This is a genomic window from uncultured Aquimonas sp. (assembly GCF_937888285.1).
Classification (GTDB): domain Bacteria; phylum Pseudomonadota; class Gammaproteobacteria; order Xanthomonadales; family Xanthomonadaceae; genus Aquimonas.
Genome location: NZ_CALART010000062.1, coordinates 13714 through 32324, shown reverse-complemented (window position 1 = coordinate 32324; position 18611 = coordinate 13714). Strand labels below are relative to the sequence as shown.

The 18611-nt window shown below is 67.3% G+C and carries 20 protein-coding genes and 1 pseudogene; 15 read left to right on the top strand and 6 right to left on the bottom strand.

The window, feature by feature from the left end; all coding sequences use genetic code 11:
- Window positions 1-488: hypothetical protein (locus Q0654_RS12660; RefSeq protein WP_298854320.1), on the bottom strand; the 488-nt coding region annotated here is incomplete at its 3' end.
- A gap of 691 nt (window positions 489-1179) precedes the next feature.
- On the opposite strand from Q0654_RS12660, the gene Q0654_RS12655 reads away from it, so the two are divergent.
- The 4 genes from Q0654_RS12655 to Q0654_RS12640 all read left to right on the top strand — a co-directional run bounded on the left by Q0654_RS12655 (window position 1180) and on the right by Q0654_RS12640 (window position 5404).
- The gene (locus tag Q0654_RS12655; RefSeq protein WP_298854318.1) at window positions 1180-1950 is read left to right on the top strand and encodes a hypothetical protein; all 771 of its coding nucleotides are present in this window, start codon (window positions 1180-1182) and stop codon (window positions 1948-1950) included.
- Window positions 1951-2545: 595 nt separating this feature from the next.
- Entirely contained in the window at window positions 2546-2797 is a 252-nt protein-coding gene (locus Q0654_RS12650) for an AlpA family phage regulatory protein (protein WP_211286872.1), read from the top strand.
- A gap of 334 nt (window positions 2798-3131) precedes the next feature.
- On the top strand, window positions 3132-4073 hold the full coding sequence (locus Q0654_RS12645; RefSeq protein WP_298854313.1) for a hypothetical protein: 942 nt from the start codon (window positions 3132-3134) through the stop codon (window positions 4071-4073).
- Between the two features lie 44 nt (window positions 4074-4117).
- Complete coding sequence (locus Q0654_RS12640; RefSeq protein ID WP_298854311.1) at window positions 4118-5404, top strand: DUF1173 family protein; 1287 nt, start codon at window positions 4118-4120, stop codon at window positions 5402-5404.
- Here the strand turns inward: Q0654_RS12640 and Q0654_RS12635 are convergent.
- The gene (locus tag Q0654_RS12635) at window positions 5322-5993 is read right to left on the bottom strand and encodes a hypothetical protein (protein ID WP_298854309.1); all 672 of its coding nucleotides are present in this window, start codon (window positions 5991-5993) and stop codon (window positions 5322-5324) included. The genes Q0654_RS12640 and Q0654_RS12635 overlap by 83 nt on opposite strands.
- Before the next feature lie 102 nt (window positions 5994-6095).
- On the opposite strand from Q0654_RS12635, the gene Q0654_RS12630 reads away from it, so the two are divergent.
- Window positions 6096-7460 (top strand): hypothetical protein, encoded by a 1365-nt coding sequence (locus Q0654_RS12630; protein WP_298854307.1) that lies wholly within the window; start codon window positions 6096-6098, stop codon window positions 7458-7460.
- Window positions 7461-7582: 122 nt separating this feature from the next.
- Window positions 7583-8851, top strand: coding sequence for a hypothetical protein (locus Q0654_RS12625; protein ID WP_298854305.1), 1269 nt, complete (start codon window positions 7583-7585; stop codon window positions 8849-8851).
- Between the two features lie 125 nt (window positions 8852-8976).
- Here the strand turns inward: Q0654_RS12625 and Q0654_RS12620 are convergent, their stop codons facing one another.
- The 3 genes from Q0654_RS12620 to Q0654_RS12610 all read right to left on the bottom strand — a co-directional run bounded on the left by Q0654_RS12620 (window position 8977) and on the right by Q0654_RS12610 (window position 12880).
- Window positions 8977-9882, bottom strand: coding sequence for a hypothetical protein (locus tag Q0654_RS12620; RefSeq protein WP_298854303.1), 906 nt, complete (start codon window positions 9880-9882; stop codon window positions 8977-8979).
- A 219-nt stretch (window positions 9883-10101) separates the two neighbouring features.
- Window positions 10102-11055: a hypothetical protein gene (locus Q0654_RS12615; RefSeq protein WP_298854301.1), complete on the bottom strand. Its 954-nt coding sequence runs from the start codon at window positions 11053-11055 to the stop codon at window positions 10102-10104.
- A gap of 151 nt (window positions 11056-11206) precedes the next feature.
- Complete coding sequence (locus tag Q0654_RS12610) at window positions 11207-12880, bottom strand: DUF6035 family protein (RefSeq protein ID WP_298854299.1); 1674 nt, start codon at window positions 12878-12880, stop codon at window positions 11207-11209.
- Window positions 12881-13551: 671 nt separating this feature from the next.
- On the opposite strand from Q0654_RS12610, the gene Q0654_RS12605 reads away from it, so the two are divergent.
- Window positions 13552-13728: a hypothetical protein gene (locus Q0654_RS12605; RefSeq protein ID WP_176071871.1), complete on the top strand. Its 177-nt coding sequence runs from the start codon at window positions 13552-13554 to the stop codon at window positions 13726-13728.
- A 47-nt stretch (window positions 13729-13775) separates the two neighbouring features.
- On the opposite strand, the gene merR is transcribed toward Q0654_RS12605, so the two are convergent.
- The gene (gene merR / locus Q0654_RS12600) at window positions 13776-14183 is read right to left on the bottom strand and encodes an Hg(II)-responsive transcriptional regulator (RefSeq protein WP_036229027.1); all 408 of its coding nucleotides are present in this window, start codon (window positions 14181-14183) and stop codon (window positions 13776-13778) included.
- Window positions 14184-14255: 72 nt separating this feature from the next.
- Here merR and merT point away from each other — a divergent pair, with 72 nt between their 5' ends.
- The 8 genes and pseudogenes from merT (at window position 14256) to merE (ending at window position 18548) form a co-directional block, all read left to right on the top strand.
- Complete coding sequence (gene merT / locus Q0654_RS12595; protein ID WP_036229030.1) at window positions 14256-14606, top strand: mercuric ion transporter MerT; 351 nt, start codon at window positions 14256-14258, stop codon at window positions 14604-14606.
- Window positions 14607-14619: 13 nt separating this feature from the next.
- Window positions 14620-14895: a mercury resistance system periplasmic binding protein MerP gene (gene merP / locus Q0654_RS12590; RefSeq protein WP_036229032.1), complete on the top strand. Its 276-nt coding sequence runs from the start codon at window positions 14620-14622 to the stop codon at window positions 14893-14895.
- Window positions 14896-14923: 28 nt separating this feature from the next.
- A complete protein-coding gene (merC, locus tag Q0654_RS12585) occupies window positions 14924-15331 on the top strand; it encodes an organomercurial transporter MerC (protein WP_036229035.1) in 408 nt (135 codons plus the stop codon).
- A gap of 34 nt (window positions 15332-15365) precedes the next feature.
- A complete protein-coding gene (gene merA / locus Q0654_RS12580) occupies window positions 15366-17051 on the top strand; it encodes a mercury(II) reductase (protein WP_298854289.1) in 1686 nt (561 codons plus the stop codon).
- A 10-nt stretch (window positions 17052-17061) separates the two neighbouring features.
- Window positions 17062-17424 (top strand): MerR family transcriptional regulator, encoded by a 363-nt coding sequence (locus Q0654_RS12575; protein WP_081771164.1) that lies wholly within the window; start codon window positions 17062-17064, stop codon window positions 17422-17424.
- Window positions 17425-17448: 24 nt separating this feature from the next.
- Window positions 17449-17918 (top strand): annotated as a pseudogene (locus tag Q0654_RS12570) (patatin-like phospholipase family protein); the annotation flags it as partial.
- An 85-nt stretch (window positions 17919-18003) separates the two neighbouring features.
- On the top strand, window positions 18004-18324 hold the full coding sequence (locus Q0654_RS12565) for a hypothetical protein (protein ID WP_036229042.1): 321 nt from the start codon (window positions 18004-18006) through the stop codon (window positions 18322-18324).
- Entirely contained in the window at window positions 18321-18548 is a 228-nt protein-coding gene (gene merE, locus Q0654_RS12560; RefSeq protein ID WP_231497454.1) for a broad-spectrum mercury transporter MerE, read from the top strand. The genes Q0654_RS12565 and merE overlap by 4 nt, the downstream gene beginning before the upstream one ends.
- Window positions 18549-18611 lie beyond the last annotated feature (63 nt).

Genomic DNA, 18611 nt, shown 5'->3' with positions numbered 1-18611 from the left:
CAGGGCTTCAGCCCAAGGCGGATGCGCTCGCGGACCTCCTCGGCGTCGACGAGCCCGCAGTACGGGATCGGCGACAGCGGGCTGCACCCGACCACGCGCAGGCAGTTCACGAACGAGAACGGCAGGCCGTCCTTCTCGCGTTCGGTGAACACCCAGCGCAGGGTGTCGAGCTTCTCCTCCAGCGGCGTGGCCGGATCGGCCAGGTGCCGGATCTCCTGCAGCAGGCGCCAGTGCAGCAGGACGATGTCGTCCTCGCTCCACTCCTCCACCCACTCCTCGCGGGTGCTGCCCGATGCGCCGGTGGCGCTGTCGGCACTGTCTGCGCCGGGATCGTCCTGGAGATCCAGGCCGGCCGGGATGTCGAACGGGGCGTCGATGACGAACGGGGTCGTCTTCGAGCCGAGTCGGGCTGGGTTTGCGTCGAGGCTTGCCGTGTGTGGCGAGCCGACATGGGCGCCGGCCTGACGGCAGGCGGTGGTGCTGTGCATCGTGGACTCCTTGGATGCGAAGGGAGACCACGTGCACCCCGTGGCGGGGGCGTGGGCCCCCATGCGGGTGACGGTTGGGTGATGTGGCGTCGGCCGCCTTGCGGCCTGGGCCTGGAACTCCAGGGCTGACAGGGTTCAGTGGCGCGCCTGAGCGCGGTGATCGGTGTCAGCGTCCGATCGGGGGGACATCGGCGAGAACGGGACGAGCCCGGGAGGCAAGGGCGCGGTCGGTGCGGCGCTCGAGCGGATGCGCTCGGCACCGGGACGCAGCCCTTGCCTCGAAGGCCCGGCCTGATGCGAATGCCCCGGCGTGCCTCATCGCTTGCGCGGTCCTCGGCACGGCGATGCACAGGGGCACCCGACGGAGCGACACCGCAACGCGTGTCCCCCATCGGTGGGGCGTGCATCACCGCGATCCGATCGTCCCCACGGGTGCCTGTGCGACCTGCACGGGCACCCACGCGGGGGATCAGTTCAGGAGATCTCCAAGGCTTGCCGGGTCTGGATGCAGGGCCAGCTGCTGCATGGCGCAAAGGTAGGGCGCCGCTTCCGCCCGGTCAATGGGCCGACGCCCGTCGCCACGCAACTGATCGCGAAAGCGCCCCGCGGTGCCGGGGCTTTCGTGTGGCAAAGGGTCGTGCACGTTCGGAAGATGCCATCGACCCCGTTGTCAGCACAAGGAGCCGCGGGCATGGCCAATGTCGAGATCGTGAAGGTGGACCAGGGCGGCGCCAACGCCCGCATCCTGGCCCGCGAAGCCAAGGTCGACTTCCGACGCGTCGAGGCGGCCAGCCTCAAGATCGCCACGCGGTTCAGCAGTGCCGAGGGCAAGCGCATGTTCGTGCGCATGTTCAACACCCTGCAGCTGAACATGCATTTCATCTCGGTCATCGCCCGCACCCGGCTCGACCACGAGGACATCGGCAGGATCGAGACGGCGCTGCGCGGCAGGATCGATGCCGCCACCACCAGCCTGAACGAGGCCATCGACGGCGCAGAGGCGCTGTTCAAGGCCCACGGCATCACCAGCCTGGCGTCCTACGACACGGTGCCGCTGGACGTGGACGTGCGCGTGCTGTCGTCGATCAGCCGCCGATTCCTGGAGGTGCTGGTCAAGCTCGACCAGCTGATGCCGCTGCTGCAGACGCTGGAGATCCACGAGGTGGTGTCGGCGCAGGCGGTGGACACGCAGCGTGCGGGGCTCAAGCGCCAGGTGCGCGACATCGCCAACGGCGCGCGAAGCTTTGCGACGGGCCTGCGGCGGCGCATGAACGCGCTCGATGCCCGCGCCACGTCGCCCGACGATGCCGAAGTTCCTGACGACGCGCTCGGTACCGCCGTCGGCGAAGCCGTCGATTCGACGACCACGGCACCGGACGGACCCGCAGATTCCCCATCGTCAGCGGGCCGCGACGTGGAGCCGCTACATGCGCCAACGGCAGTCGCTGCGGTGGCGGAGTAGGCGGTGGAATTGCAGGCAATCCCATGTCCCTCCCAAGCGGCGGCACCCACCGACGCTTGCGCGGGCAATCGGCGCGGGCGTGTTGCCCGTGAGCGGTGCGGACGCTACCGTGTGTCCAGGCCATGGGCTGCACGCAGAGGCAAGTCGGCGCCACCGTAGCGCCGATCACCCGTTCAACGGGCGAATCGCCCGGGGCCTCCACCCGCATCGGGTGGCGTCGCAGTCGATACCTGCCTCTTCCAACGTCGGCACGCTGCCTCCGGCGTGCCGGTCAGTTCCGGCGGTCCCGCCTTGCCCCGCTCGGCGACCGAACGCACCCAGTGCCGGACTCGGCCCTCCGCGGCATCGAACGCGCGGACCCGCACCGCTTGGCGGCCGGCATGCACCCCCAAGGGGGTGGCGATCGAATCACACCGAAGAGGGCCCTCGGCAGGGGCCCTCTTCGGAAGGCATCTTCACCCACCGCGCGAACGGAACGCCCGCGGTGGTCCAGGAGTCGAGCGTTCCCGGGCGGCTGGCGCGTTTCCTGACCGAGCGCCGTCGTCGCAGAGCAGGTCATGACCTTTGCCGGCTGCATGCCGATGAGAGGCCGATCATGCCCCGCGTTCCTGTTCCCGCCGCCCCGTCGGCGGATTCCCCGGCCGCGCCGCCCAGCGCCGCGCTGCCGGACACCGGCTTCCTGCGCCAGCCGCAGGTGCTGTCCTTCGTCCCCATCTCCAAGTCCACCCTGTGGCGGCGCGTGCATGCGCGAACGTTTCCGGAGCCGGTAAAGCTGTCCGAGCGCGTTACCGTCTGGCGCGCCGAGGACATCCGCCGCTGGATCGAGCAGCAGGGGGTTGCGTCATGAGACACCTTGAACGGCGTCGGACGCATCGCGCTGCACGCGGTAACGCCTCGGCAACACGCCGGCACGTGCGCGCGGGCACATTGGTGTCGCAACGCCGCGGAGCGAGGCGTCGCCTTAGCCGACGACGGTATCGGGTCTGGCGTGTATCGGACGCGAAACGACTGGTCACACGGTGGTCCCACGGTCGCGCGTTAGACGCTGGAACGCCGTGCGGGTGCCCGGGCCGTGCCGGGGTCATGCCGTTGACATCGAGGAAGCGGTTGGCGAGGCGCGACCGCATCGCCGCGTTCGGCCGGCGTCCGTCGGTGAATCCGTCGTCCAGGGAGTAACAACAATGGAAGACGATCCGGAAACCGCCGGCGATCGCCGGCAGACATTGCAGACGATCCAGATGCTGCGCGAAGTGATCGACGGCGATCCCTACGCGACCGTGGCCCAGCGATGGGGGCTGTCGCGGTCGGCCGTCGACCGGCGCATCAAGGGCCTGGCGGTCCAGCTCACGCAGGCGGTGGGCGTCGATGGCCTGCAGGAGAGCGGCGCCGCCTTCGTGAAGCGCCTGCGCATGCACCGGGACGCGATCCTGCAGGCGCTGGAGCACTTCGATCCTGCGCAGGTGAGCTCCCACCGCGAAGCCCGAGTGCTCAAGCTCGACGAGGTCGACCTCGGGGCGCGCCGCGTGCGCAGCCGGTCGACGCGGCCCCTGCACGATCTGGCGCTCTACTACCTGCCCTTCGCGACCGGCCTGCGCCCGCTTGAGGTCGCGCGCCTGACGGTGGGCGACTACCTGCTGGAGGACGGCAGCGTGCGGCGAGAGTCGAGGGTGCGCGCCGATGTCGCGATCAACGGCAGGGACCGGCCGCTGTTCTTCAACCACCGACGTCTCGACGAGGCGCTCGGCGCCTACCTCGACGAGCGTATCCGTGCCGGCCACGGCCTCGGTGCGGCCGAGCACTGGCGCGGGCTGGACCCGCTCGGCCCGCTGTTCCTGGGCGCCGAGGGCGAGGTCTATCCGATCACGCCGAACGGCGGCGAAGGCCAGAACCGCTACGTCTGCCGTCCCCTGCTGGAGATCTACCGCAAGATCTTCCGTCAGGCCGACATACCCGGTCTTTGCACGCAGTCGGCGCGGCTGACCCTGATGTCGCGGATGTACGAGCGTGGCGCTGACGAGGACCAGGTCGGGCTGGTGCTGGGCATCGCCGATCGAAGTGCCGTGCGCGAGCAACTGGCCAGGCCGCGACCCGAGCTGGCCAAGGTGCTCGAGGAACTGGCGTGATGTGGAGCGCGCGCTGAGGGGCTGAAACTGCGATGGATTCGGCGATGGACGGACAGCGCTTCGCGATCGGTGGGCGAGTGGTCGACGCCGACGACCCGCAGTTGCAGGACCTGCTCGCCCAGGCCTACGAGGCGCCGGGCAGGCCACGCTGCCTGTGCGTGGCAGGCGGCGTCGAGATGTACGTCGCCTTCCATCGCTGCTACCAGATCAAGCGCATGCCCGAGACCGGGGACCGGCACCACCCCGCCTGCCCGAGCTACGAGCCCGGGCCCGCGATGTCAGGCCTGGGCGAACTGGTCGGCGAGGCCGTCGTTCAACTGGACCCGTCACGGGTGGAACTGCACGTGGATTTCCCGTGGGCGCGTGTGCCCGGGCGCGCGGGGGTGAGCCGCGAGCCTGCCGAGCCGTCCGAGGTCGGCCGCACTCGTCGACGGATGAGCCTGCGGGCGCTGATGCACTTCATGTTCGAGCGGGCAGGCTTCAACCGCTGGTCGCCGGCGATGACTGGAAAGCGCAACCAGGCGGTGCTTCACAAGTACCTGATGCAGGCCGCCGAGGCCATCCAGGTGAAGGGCGAGCCGCTGTCGAACCGGCTGTACGTGCCGGAAGCCTTCAACGAGACCGCGAAGGCCGAGCAGGCCGAACGGCGGCGCGCGAGGTTGTCGGTGCTGCAGCCGCATGACGGGCGTCAGCCGCTGGCTTTGGTTCTGGGGGAGTTCAAGGGCTGGGAGTCGGCACCCGCGGGTGCGCGCATCTGGATCCGCCACATGCCGGACGCACCCTTGCTGGTAGACGCGCGGACCTGGGCGCGGGTGCAGCGCGGCTTCGCGCCACTCTTCGAGGCGCTCGACTCGGACGGAGGGCGAGGGCTGCGTCTGATGTTGGCGGCGCTGATCCGGGCACGCCGGGAGCACACCTACGAGATCGACCTCGCCAGCCTGATGCTGACCAGCGAGGAGTGGATTCCGCTGGAGGGCGTGCACGAGGTGCCGCTGGTCCGAGCGCTGGTGGCGCAGGGGAGGCGGTTCGTGAAGCCACTGCGGTACGACGCGCGATCGGTGGCCGGGTTCGCGAATGCCATCCTGCTGGACGTCGGCGCGGAGCCGGTCGACCTCCATGTTGTCAGCAGCTTCATGGGCGAGGCCGAACAGGGTGCCAAGCGAAGGGCATTCGAGTCTGCCCGGGCCAGGTCCTGGCTCTGGTTGCCTGGCGAGGCCATGCCGGTCCTGCCCGGCCCGTCGACGAGGCTCACCGCTGGAGCGGCGGCATGCAGTTCGCATGCAGGCCCGACAACCGTCCGACCGAACCCCGCAGGCCGGGGTCCTGACTGACGATCACGATGACGTTGGCCAGCATCAGCGAGAGCAGGTTTCGGTTCTGCAGCACGGACGTCAGCTTTCCTGCCGGGTAGCCGCGAAGGGCGTGGACAACCAGATGGACGCCCCCGTGCACGAACGAGTGCATCACCTTGACCGTGCCATGCAGTCGCTTCAGTTCGGTGGCCGCCGGGCCGGCGACCGCACCGATGGCGTCGATCATGGCGGGGATGGGTGGCCCCATCTGGGGTTCCGAGAGTTCGCCGTCCGGCACCGGCGCGGAGAACTTGTCCAGCCAGTCCTCCTTGGCGGCGTGAAGCACCCAGGCGGCACGGACAACTGCCTCGAATTGCAGGCGGATCAGGCTGAGTGCAGTTCCCGTCAGGCCGGCTTCGATCAGGACCCGCTGCGCGATCGCATGCTCGATCGCCGAACGACAGAAGGCCAGGCAGATGGTCGAGCGTCGGGACGATGTGTTCCAGCCGGCTCGTAGCAGTGCGAGCAGATCATCGTCGAAGGCCTCGGAGGCGGCGAGTACCCGCCGCAGTTCCTCGTCGTCTCGGTCGGCGCTGTCTTCTGGGCTTGAGGGCGACTCGGCTTGCATGGAAGAGACGGGTTCGGGCGATGCGACAGCACGGGACCATGGCGTGCGGACAGAGTCGCATCATGGCATCCGGACGGCACTCGGGGTTGAAAGCCCGCTTCCTTGCTGGACGATGGTTCGTCGGAATCCCCCGACGCCCACCGAGGAACGCCGATGGCCTCTTCTCCATCCCCCGATCCCCGGCCCGCCGTCGTGCTGCACGGCGGGCCTGTCGCTCTGCCCACCCTGCTGGGCAACGGTACGAACGGAACGCCCCGCCTGCCAACGGGCGGAAAGATCCGTGCGGGCATCAAGGTCCTGACCCGGCGGGCTGCCGAGGTGCCGCGTGCACAGTCGATCTACGAACAAGGCCTGAACCAGGGCCAGTCGTTCGACCAGATCGAGCGTGCGCTGGCCGAGGCCTGCCCTGAGCTCAAGAGCCCGCTCGTTCCGCGCAACGTGCCGTGGTTCACCGTGCGCGCCCAGGACTTCCCGAACCCCGAACTGGCGACACAGATCCTCGACCTCCATGGCGAGGACCGCGGCGAGGGCCGGCGCCTCTACCGCTTCCCGGTGGTGTTCCCGACCGATCGCTGGCAGAGCGTGATGCCGCATGAACTGGCCACCTGGGGTGCGCAGGACAAGCGCTTCTGGTCCGAGTATTCGTCCGACGGACGGTGGCGGCACTGCATGACGCACGCCCCGGTGCCGGTCGACGCGAACGGACGCCGCACGGTGCGGCTGTTCGGCGGCCGCAAGGCGATCCCGCGCGAGGACAACGGCGGTCTGTGCCAGCCGGAGTCCTGCCCGGAGTACCAGCAGCGGCAGTGCAACCTCACCGGACGCTTCCTGTTCTTCATCCCCGGCATCCGCTCGATCAGCGCCTTCGAGCTGCACACGCGCAGCTTCTACGCGATGAACGCGGCGATCCGCACCTTCGAGACCGTGGCGTTCCTGCGGGGCGGCCGTCTCGCCGGCTTCCTGGACCGCCAGGGCACGCCGTTCTACCTGACCAAGCGGCTGATGGAGGTGGCGCACATCGATGACCATGGGCGGCCGGTCCGGGTGCCGCAGTGGATCATCGAGCTGGAAGCGCCAGTCGACGTGGCGACGCTCATGCGGGAGCAGGACGATCAGGACACCGTGCTCCTTCAGGCCGATGTTGCCGCCCGCGTGCTCCAGGGGCGCCGGGAGGAAGCGTCCGCGACGCCAGGGAAGGGGCTCGAGTCCGTCGACGAACCTGTGGCTGCGAGCGATTTCACGGCAGACGGCACGCCGCCCACGCTGGAGCATGTGCTCGGGCGGCTGACCGCGATGGGCGTGCCTGCGCAGACCTGGCTGAGCTATGCGGCCACGCGCTGGGGTCCTGGGTGGAGGCTCAATCCGCAAGGGCGGCAGCGGGCGTTCGGCGAACTGGAGCGCTTCAGGAACGATCCGAAGGGCTACGCGGACAAGGTCAACGCCGAACTGCAGCAGGTGGCAACGTGAGCGGGTCGGGACGACTGCCAGGCGGAACCGGTGCGCAACGCGCGGAGGTGCCGCGCATCCCGGACGGGCATCCGCGAGCGCACGGTCCGCACCGTCAGGCGCATCGCTTGCGGGTGGCGCATATGTCCGACCTGCACTACGGGCCTCGGCATCTGGAAGAAGCTGATCGCTGCTTCTCGGCGGCCGTGGACCGCGCCATCGAACTCGGCGTCGATGTGGCCGTGATCTCCGGGGATGCCACCGATCACGCCCTGGACCTGCATGCGCCCGCGGCATTGCGGCTGCTGGCGCGGGTGCGGCGGCTGGCCGATCATTGCCCGGTGCTGATGCTCCAGGGCACGTGGTCGCACGAGCCGCCCGGCACGCTGTCCGTGTTCAGGATGCTGGAAAGCCGCCATCGGGTCTTCGTCGCGGACCGGATCGGTCAGGTGGTGTTGATGGGCAGCGCATCGTCTCGGGACCTGTCGGCGACCGATGAGTCTGCCGCCGACCTGTGGCTCGCGTCCGAAGGCCTGCGGTTCGCGGAGGTGCCGCGTGGCGCCAGGGCACTGTTCACCTGCATTCCCTCGATCAACAAGGCGGCTGTCGCGGCATCGGTCGGCGCCACCGCTGCTGCCGAGGCCCAGGGCGAGCAGCTGGGCCGGCTGCTGCAGGGCTACGCCGGCATCCACGGCGCGGCCCGGGCTGCCGGCGTGCCGACGCTCGCGGTGTCGCATGGCACGGTCTTCGGCTGCGTGACCGAGCATGGTGTGCCGATGGCCGGGTTCGACCACGAGTTCACCACCGGAGTGCTGTTCAGCGCCGGCGCGCAGGCCACCTTGCTCGGCCACATCCACCGGCACCAGGCCTGGACGCAAGGGGAGGGCGAGCGGCGCCAGTGCATCGCCTACGCCGGGTCCGTCGGTCGCTTCCACCACGGTGAGCAGGGCGACAAGGGGTTCCTGCTTTGGGAATTCGGACCGGACGGGGTGGACTGTCGCCTCGAACCGACCCCTGCGAGACGGACGCTGGACATCATGTTCGAAGGCCGGCCCGACCTGGAGCAGTTGCGAGAGGCGGTTCGCGCGCAGGAACTGGCCGGCGTCAGCGTGCGGGTCCGATGGACAGTGGCCGACGAGGACCGGCACGAGGTGGACCGCGGTGCCATCGAGCGTGCGCTGTCCGGCGCCGCCGATGTCCAGCTCGAAGGGCGGATCGTGCCCGTGCTGCGCACCCGCGCGCCCGGCATCTCGCAACTCGTCAGCCTGGCCGACAAGGTCAGGGCCTGGGCCACGGCGACGGACGTCCACGCGCCGCCGCTGCTGGAGTGCCTGGAACGGGTGACGACGACCGAGCCCGGTGACATCGTTGCTGAGGCCCTGACAGGCCCCAATGTCGTTGCCGATAGGTGATATCGAATTCATGACCAACATCTTTGTGAATCAATGATCTAGGTCACTTCGAGGCTGGGCGCTGAAGAGAATCACCTCTCGCCAGCCGGCTTGGCCAAGACAGGAGGTCCCGAGGGTCAGTTGGGTCAGTCAGCGCCCCGGATGCCGTCGAAGAACCACGGTTGCACCTCGAGCTGCAACGACCCGTGCTGTGCCATGAGCTTCGCCGCGAGTTCGGGGCGTACGCGCCGAGTGAAGTCGAAGAGGTAGCCGTACGTCATCCCATCACTGTGGCCGCTCAGCTCCGTTGGCTCTACGTCCGCAAGTTCCTGTGCATCGGCCAGGTCAATCTTCAAGGCTTCTGCGAGCGCTTGCGCGAGGGTCTTGGTCGGCGGCGTGTCGCCGTCCCAGTCGTAGTCCAAACCACCCGACAGCACCTCAACGGCAGGCTCCTCGAAGCAGCGTCGACCACAACGTGCCAGGGACACCGCGACCTCGAAACGAACTTGATGTCCGGCGTAAGGCCTCTCGGTATCGATGCCCAGGCCGATGTGGCCGTTAATGTTGGCCGTCACCGGCTCGGCCAACGTGGCTTCATCGGGGTCAATCTCTTCTTCGAAGTAGACCTCGTCGATACCGTCGTAGTTGGCGTTGGCCATCGAAGAGTTGAGGCCGGCGTCGGAAAGTACGGCCTCCTGCATCTCGTCTTGCACTGCCATCGCCAGGTCGCTGAACGTGTGGTGGACCTTCGTTCGTGGCAACCGTTCGTGGAAGGCCGCGTCCATCAGGCCGCGCAACTGGTTGTTCGGCAGTCCCAAGCCAAGCTCCTGTGCTCGGGCGGAAAGTAGCTCGTAGTCCGGTACTACGTGGGGGACGCCGTCGAGGGTCTGCGGCTCCCGATGGGCCGCCCGCGCCGCCTGAAACGAAGCCAAAGACTTGTGCCCCATCGCCGCGGCGACGAGCTGCTGACCGCGGCTGAGCGGGATGGTCACCGCCGAACCAGCGGTGTCCTTGCGAAGGGAATGGGCGAGGTCGGTGATACCAACGGGCATGGCAGTTCTCCTGGGTTCGCGCGGACCAGTCGAGCGATTACGCTGGCCCACGCCCCGGCGAATGCGCATGGGGGGTTGGCAGCAAGGACTAGCGGAGACGGAAGAGGGTCTGGTATGAGCCGCTCGAAGCTCAGGCGGACGAGGCCTCGGCTACGACTGTAACAGCCTCGTCCGACCGACCGCAAGACCCGCACGTCGGCCTGCTCGCCACCCGCTCCGCTAGGCCGTGGCCCGCCGCCGCTTCGCCCACTTGGTCAGCATCGGGTCGACCACGCGGGCTCGTCGATGCTCCAACGAAGCGCGCACCTGGTCTGGCGTTACCGTGCCCTCGTCGAGCAGGCGGGTCAGTTCGTCTTCCCAGCGAACGGCGCGATGCTTGCGCACGTGCTTTTGAATCACGTCGAACTCATCTCCGGCCTGCAGCGCCTTGGCACCCGGGATGAACACGTCCGAGATGTGCACGGTCTTGTCTCCCACCGAAATCGGACCAACCGCGATACAGGCGACCAATCGCTCGTACACCTTCGAGAGCTGGTCAAACCCGCGGAATCGCACGGTCTCCATCAGTGCATCTTCAGCCTCCAAAGAGTGCCCTCCTACGAAGAACAGCACCTCGTCGGAGTACTTCATCAAGTCGCTGAAGTCGGCGTAGCCCGAGTCAATCAGCATGCGGCGATAGCCGTGGGCGTACGCACTTTCGATGCTCGTCATGAAGGGCAAGCCCTTGACGACATCCGGGACCAGCATGTCCTTGGCCGGCGTGCCACGGTTGCGCGACTTGATTCGTGCGACCGGACCGACGTCCTCGGTCAGTGGCAGTGCCGCAGCAATCTGCTCCATGCCCCAGTGCTCCGTCCACACGCAGCTGCTGAGGACCAAGAAGCCCGAGCTGCGCTGCTGGAGGCGCTGGATGAGCAGTTCGACCGCCTGTGGCGGCAGGGCATCGGTGGGAGCACCTGCCGTGCTGACACGCTGAAGAGCCAGCGGCTGAACGAATGGGCTGCGCGGGAGCAGGCCCCCGTCTTCCGTGACGATACCGGCCAACGCTGGGTCGCACTCGCCTGATTGCGGCGAGACGCGCTGCACAGCCAGCGCTACGTCTTTGAACATCAGGTCCGGCTGGGGCGTGTCGATGAGCACGGCGACACGGTGGCCGTCCATCTCGGCACGCATGCACGCCCACTCAAGTTTGTGGGCAGTGTCTTCCCAGGAGCCTTGGTTGAGCTCGAGCGGGCCAACCACGATGAGGGTGCCGCTGGGCAACCGTTGGCGAAGATAGCACAGGCGCCCGCACCGATGCCACCACGAGAGGCGCCGGCCGCCCTCAAACCTGGGTAGCCATCACTTCTGGGAATAGGACGTCTACGAGGGCGTCGTGCTCGGTATCGGGCACATACGCTGGGTCGTCCGCTCGTATGCGCTCCTTGTACTCAGCTACCTTGACGGCCCACTTCCCGGAGTGGTCCTCGCGCCGAATGAGGTCGGCGCGGTTGTACGCCTTGAGCGCCTTGCGGAAGTAGTGGAGGTACTTACGGACGCCCGGCTCCATGTGGTGGGCAATCTGAATGAAGTTCGGATAGTCCCAGCCGAACACCTTCCCGTACTTTGCTGAGTAGAGAGAGTTCAGCAGACCCTTCTGGAGCGAGCCGGGGTGGCCGGGCAACGAAGCACCTTCCGCGGCAAAGTCGCGGACCAGCGATTGCCATTCCTGGTCCTCGAAACGATGATCTGGCAGGTACGCGGTGTAGAAGGCCTCAAACCTCTCACGCAGCGCCTTATGGCGCGCCTGCCTGCGGGCTTCGTTCTCCGCTGCCAGCTTCGCGCGCTCGCCATCGAAGTCGAAGTAGTAAGCTCGCTGCGTTGCGCTGTCCAACGTCAGCGCATCGAAGGGGACGGTCTCGCGCTGAAGCGGCGCTGCGTCGCTATTGACCCGAGGCGCAGCCCACACGCATTCGAGCAGGAATCGCTTAGCGGCGACAGACTCATCTCGCGTTCGGGAGTTGATGACAAAAGCATTGCGGTTGTTGTTGAAGAAGACGTCGTCCTGGGTCAGCCGGCGCGCACCAATGTTGAACTGCGAGAACACCCAGAACAGAAGCCCGCCTTCTTGCCGGTAGAACTCGCGGCGCTCCGCGATGACGTTGATGTAGGTCGTCGAGAGTTGAACCTCGAAGGCGACCCGCGTACCGTTGAACACCGCCCGCACGTCCGGCTTGCGCCAAGCTCCAGTGATTTCGCCGGTCCAACGTCCTTCGACGACAATGTCGATGAAGCGTCCGTCCGCCTCCAGGCAGGCGACTATCCAGCGCTTCATCTGGAGGTGGAGCCAGCTCTCCTTGACGCCGTTGTACTTGCGCGCGTTGATTTCCTCCTGCGACAGCGGCCCCCGAGTGACGGCCGAGCAGCGGCCGTCTTCAATGGTGTGGCGGAAGTAGAGGTTCTTTCGCTCCTTCTGGCACACGAGGTAGACCGGCGTGAAACACGTCGAGCAAAGGAACCGGGGGTTCACGTGAAGGCTCGTCTGCAGCTCCATGCGCAGTTGGACCGCTTTCTCCCAGTCGTCACCGATGACATCGGTGTGCCGTTCGTAGCGCCCGGTAGCGCGGTCCAGCACCTCGGTCACCTCTGGTTCCTCGACAGCAAAGAGCCCCTGAGCTCGCGGGAACGTTGACGTCGGCATTGCTTGCTCGTAGCGCTCTGCTTCGCGCACGCCCTTGGGCGTTGCGTGCCAGCTGGAGTGGCCTTGGATACGCGCCGCAGCCTCAAGCGCTGTGGCGTGCTTCATGCGTATGCCAAGACGAGCCATCACGGGCTTCAGGCGGTTAGCCAAACTCTTCACCGACTCGCCTCGAGAGGGTGAGAGCTCCTCGATGATGACCTCGGCGAGTCGGGTCGCGACTCTAGGGTTCTTGATTCGCAGGAAGGCGTGAAGCGCAGCGACCTGCTGAGACGGGGACGGGTAACCGTCGGCATTGGGCGCCGAGTCGAGATTGACCATGGATGAGCTCCGTAGCCGAAAGCGAGCAAGGACGGCACGCGTTGTCCGGCTTTCGAGAGTTCATCGAGCCGGTCATCGGATTACCAAGGACTTCACCGTGCCGGACGAAGTCCGGTGCGTGCACTGATGGGCGCCTGGGGCCCACGATTCGGCTGAACCGCATAGCCATCCTACGAAGGCTCTGCGACGCTCGTCAAGCGGCGAAGCGCTTCTCTGGGAAGTCCTGGAAGTCGGCGCGCTGCGCCTTTCGCGCAGGGGGCGTTGCGCAGCCACGACTCGCTTTTCTTTAGGACAAAGAGACTTGCACTCAATGAAGGGGCGTCTGGCCTTCCTGCTCTTCCTTAACACACACTGCGACATTCAGCGATGAATCGAGAGCCCGACGTATGAGTAGAGTCCTGGTGGCCAAGGAGGACTTTGAGCAGGCACTGCGAAGCCTCACTGACGGGATCTGGAATCACGCGAACTCGGGGCCCAACTCCAAATAAATTGCTCTTCCAGAGGTCACCCTTGCCAATGCTCATGGCGGCCTTGACCCGGCTGAGAGGGGTCCGAGACTGGACCTCTTCGAGACGGCCTGAAGCGGCACCTGAACAGCGCTCGAATGGCGCCCAGGCTGCTTCAGTGCCCACCACACCCATCGCGCCGCCCAGCGGCGCTGGAGGCATGCCATGCAACCCCTCTCACTCAGGCTCCGGGGCTTCCGGGGCATCCGCGACGGACTCGGGCTGGACGAGCTGACCGTCGATCTGGAGCGGCTGGCCGATGGTGCCGCGCTGGTCGCCATCGCAGGCGCCAACGGCCGCGGTAAGTCCACGGTGATGGACAACCTGCACCCCTTATGTTGAGTTCGCGGTGTCAACAAGAGATCAAGTTACCGAAGTTACCGAGCTATTCATTGCTTCTGCAAGGTGGCAATCAACGGACACGACACGGTGCCACGGCTTGTGCAGCAGTCGCGCACGAGGGAGGCCAGTGCTGACTCGATGCGCCGCAGATCCTTCAGTTTCTTGCGCACGTCCGCCAGCTTGACCTCGGCAAGTTGGCGCGCTTCATCGCAATGCGTGCCGTCGTCCAACTGCAGCAGGCCTGCCACTTCGTCGAGGCTGAAGCCCAAGCGCTGTGCGGCCTTCACGAACTTCACGCGGGCGACGTCCTCGGCCTCATAGCGCCGGATGCTGCCATAGGGCCGGTCGGGCTCGGGCAGCAGGGCCCGGCGCTGGTAGAAGCGAACCGTCTCCACGTTGACCCCGGCCGCCTTGGCGACGGCCCCGATGGTCAGGCCGTTCTGTTCTCGTTCCATTCCGCTTGACTCCGTACATGAGTACGGAAATAAGCTTACGCCATCGTCTCCAGACTGGCCGAGGAAAAGCGAATGACCGAAACACAAGAAGGGCGCGGTGCCCTCTTCGCCGGAGGACTTGCCGCGATCCTGGCATCCACCTGCTGCCTAGGCCCGCTGGTGCTAGTGGCCTTGGGCTTCAGCGGCGCCTGGATCGGCAATCTGACGGTGCTGGAGCCCTATCGCCCGATCTTCATCGGCGCCGCGCTCGTTGCGATGTTCTTCGCTTGGCGACGCATCTATCGGCCGGCACAGGCCTGCAAGCCCGGCGAGGTCTGCGCCATCCCGCAAGTCCGGTCCACCTACAAGGCCATCTTCTGGATCGTCGGCGCGCTGGTGCTGATCGCGCTCGCCTTCCCCTATGTCCTTCCGCTGTTCTACTGACCAGGAGTTCTCCATGAAGCAGCTGTTCCTGACCACCATGCTCGCGATCGGCGTCGCCGCTGCGCAGGCGGCACCTCAAACCGTCACGCTCGACGTGCCCGGCATGACCTGCGCGGCCTGTCCGATCACCGTGAAGAAGGCGATCTCGAAGGTCGAGGGCGTGAACAAGGTCGACGTGAGCTACGAGAAGCGCCAGGCCGTCGTGACCTTCGACGATGCCAAGGCCACCGTGCAGAAGTTGACCCAGGCGACCGAGAACGCGGGCTACCCATCCACCGTCAAGCGCTGAACCGTTGCAGCGAAAGAGGGAACGCGCCATGAACGTCGTGACGCGCATTTCCGACAAGGCTGGCTCGCTGGGCAGCATCGTCTCGGCAATGGGCTGTGGCGCCTGCTTCCCGGCCCTGGCCAGCCTCGGCGCCGCGCTCGGGCTCGGCTTCCTGAGCCAGTTCGAGGCCTTGTTCGTCACCGTGCTGCTGCCGCTGTTCGCGGGGCTGGCGCTGCTGGCGAACGCGCTGGGCTGGTTCAGCCATCGCCAGTGGCACCGCACCGTGCTCGGCATGATCGGACCTGTCATCGTGCTGATCGCCAGCTTCACGGTGGCCGAGAAGCTTCTCTACGTCGGCCTCGCGGCGATGGTCGGCGTTTCGATCTGGGACTTCGTCTCGCCGGCGAATCGGCGTTGCGGTCCAGCCGGCTGCGAAATTCCGGCCAAACACGCCTGAAGCCTTTGCACCAGCTTCTGTTGAAAGCGACCTTATGACCGAACTCGTGATCAGCGGCATGACCTGCGACTCGTGTGCGACGCATGTCCGTCAAGCCCTGGAGAAGGTCCCCGGCGTGCGCTCCGCGCAGGTTTCTTATCCCAAGGGAACGGCGAAGCTCACGCTTGCCCCAGAAACACCCGTGGCGGCCCTCATGTCGGCCGTGGCCGCGGCCGGCTATCGAGCCCGGGTTCCCGACTCTGCGTCCCAGCAGCCGCGCAACGGCCTGCTCGACAAGGCGCGCAGTTGGCTCGGCGGGGGCCAAAAGGCGCTCGGCGGCGGCGAAGCGATACACATCGCCGTCATCGGCAGCGGCGGTGCCGCGATGGCGGCGGCGCTGAAGGCGGCTGAGCGCGGTGCTCGCGTGACCCTCATCGAGCGCGGCACGATCGGCGGCACCTGCGTCAACGTTGGCTGCGTGCCATCGAAGATTATGATCCGCGCGGCACACGTGGCCCACATGCGGCGCGAGAGTCCCTTCGACGCCGGCATCGCCGCGAGTACGCCCGCGATCGACCGCAGCCGGCTGCTCGCGCAGCAGCAGGCCCGCGTCGACGAACTGCGGCGCGCGAAGTACGAGGGCATTCTGGAAAGCACGCCGGCGATCACCGTGTTGCGCGGCGAGGCGCGCTTCAAGGACGGCCGCCGTCTCGTCGTGAAACTTAGCGATGGCGGCGAACGCGAACTGGCGTTCGACCGCTGCCTGATCGCCACCGGCGCGCACCCTTCGATCCCGCCGATCGCCGGCCTGAAGGACACGCCGTTCTGGACGTCCACCGAAGCACTGGCCAGCGACGCCATCCCGCCCCGTCTTGCGGTTGTCGGCTCGTCGGTGGTGGCGCTGGAGCTCGCGCAGGCCTTTGCGCGGCTGGGCAGCAAGGTGACGGTGCTGGCGCGCCATACGCTGTTCTTTCGCGAGGACGCCGCGATCGGCGACGCCGTCACGGCGGCATTTCGTGCCGAGGGCATCGAGGTGCTCGAGCACACCCAGGCCAGCCAGGTTCGCCACGCCGATGGCGAATTCGTGCTCGCAACCGATCGCGGCGAACTGCGATCCGACCGGGTGCTCGTCGCCACCGGCCGCACGCCCAACACGCATGGCCTCGCGCTCGATGCGGCGGGCGTGGCCGTCGACGCGCAGGGCGCCATCGTCATCGACGCGGCGATGCGCACCAGTGCTGCGAACATCTACGCCGCCGGCGACTGCACCGACCAGCCGCAGTTCGTCTATGTGGCCGCTGCGGCCGGCACGCGCGCCGCGCTCAACATGATGGGCGGCGACGCTGCGCTCGACCTGAGTGCGATGCCGGCGGTGGTCTTCACGGATCCGCAGGTGGCCACCGTGGGAATGACAGAAACCGAAGCGCATGCGAAGGGCATCGAGACCGACAGCCGCACGCTGAGCCTGGAGAACGTGCCGCGCGCGCTCGCGAACTTCGACACCCGGGGCTTCATCAAGCTGGTGGCCGAGGCCGGCAGCGGGCGGTTGCTGGGCGTGCAGGCCGTCGCGCCCGAGGCCGGCGAGTTGATCCAGAGCGCCGCGCTCGCGCTGCGGGCGCGCATGACGGTGCACGACCTGGCCGATCAGCTGTTCCCGTACCTGACGATGGTGGAAGGGCTCAAGCTGTGCGCGCAGACCTTCACCAGGGACGTCAAGCAGCTCTCGTGCTGTGCCGGCTGAAGCGCCTGCCATGAGTGCCGACTACTCCGTCGCGCAGGCGGCCGCCCGGGCGGGCGCCACGGTGCACCAGTTGCGCACCTACGTGGCGTGCGGGCTGGTCAAACCCTGCGCCAGAACCGCCACGGGACACCACCGATTTAACGATGATTGCGTGGCGCGACTGCGGCTGATCGTCGCCGCCACTGGCGCAGGCCTGCGCATCGCCGAGATCGGCAGCCTGATCCGGGCACTCGATTGCGGCGACCGTGGCGCCGTGGCACTGGCTCGTCGCACGCTGGCAGCTGTCATCGACGAGCGGCAGGCCGCTTTGATGAGCCTGGCGGGAGTGCTCTCGAGCACCTGTGGCCAGGTGGCTGCGAAGGCCGCCCTGTGACGCGTCCGCGCGACGCGACCCAGGATGAAACCGCCCGGGCTCCAGCCACCTCGCAGGGCGCTGGTTCTCTGCGGTGGCGGGGCCCGCGGCGCGATGGAGGTTGGCTTCTATCGGGCGATAACGGAACTGGGCCTCTCGTTCGAGATCGTCGTCGGCAGTTCGGTGGGTGCCCTGAACGGGGCATGCATCGCCGCCGGCATGCCGCCGGATGAACTGGCTCGGTGGTGGCAGCGCGTGGGCCGCGCCGATGTCGTCGGATGGCATATTGGCAGGCGCTCTGGCGTGGCGGCGGGCCGCTGAGCCTCGACCCTCTGCGGCGACTGCTGCGCAAGACCTTGCCGGTGCTGGTCTTCGAAGACCTGAAGACTCCGCTGGTGGTGACAACCACGGATCTGCTGACCGGCACACCGGTGTACTGGCACGGCGCCGGAGACTTGCTCGAGCCCGTCGTCGCGAGCATGAGCCTGCCGGGTGTGTTCCCGCCAGTGACCATCGACGGGCGGCAGCTGGTTGATGGTGCGGTGGCCAGCAACGTACCGTTCGCGTCGGCGCTGGAGCGTGGCGCGCGGCGCGCGGGAGATGCTGATGATCCTGTGCACCTGTTGCCCGGCTGCACGACGGCCGCTGCGCTCACCGCTGGGGATCCTGCTGCGCAGCTTCTGGATCGCACTGGAGACGAAGTACGGCTGCGACCTGCAGCACCACCGGCGACAGGGCGTGGCCGTGCGGGTGGTCGAACCCCGCCTGGACATCGAGGTCGGGCTGCTCGACTTCGGACACGCCGATGCGTTGATGGATGCCGCCTACGAGCAAACCCTCGCGGCGTTCGAAAAGTCGGGTGACGAAGCGCGGTCCGCTGCGTGGCTGCAGGCCGAAACGACCCCATGGCGAGTCAGTTGACTTCGAGTCACCAGACGGCGCGTCAGCGCCTCGGCGCCTACCTGCTCGCAGCGCTGGCCGTTGTGAGCTGCCCTTGCCACTTGCCGATCTGGATCGCGGTGTTCTCCGGCACCTCTGCCGGCGCGGTCCTCGGCGAACACTGGGGACTTGCGGCCGTGGCACTGACCGGCCTGTTCGTTGCGTCCGCGGCCGGCGCGATGCGGATGTTCGGCCGCAAGGGGTGATCGTTGTGTGGGTGGCTGAACGGAAGGCTGTTCGTCGCCGCGGTGGCCTTGATGTGGAGACTG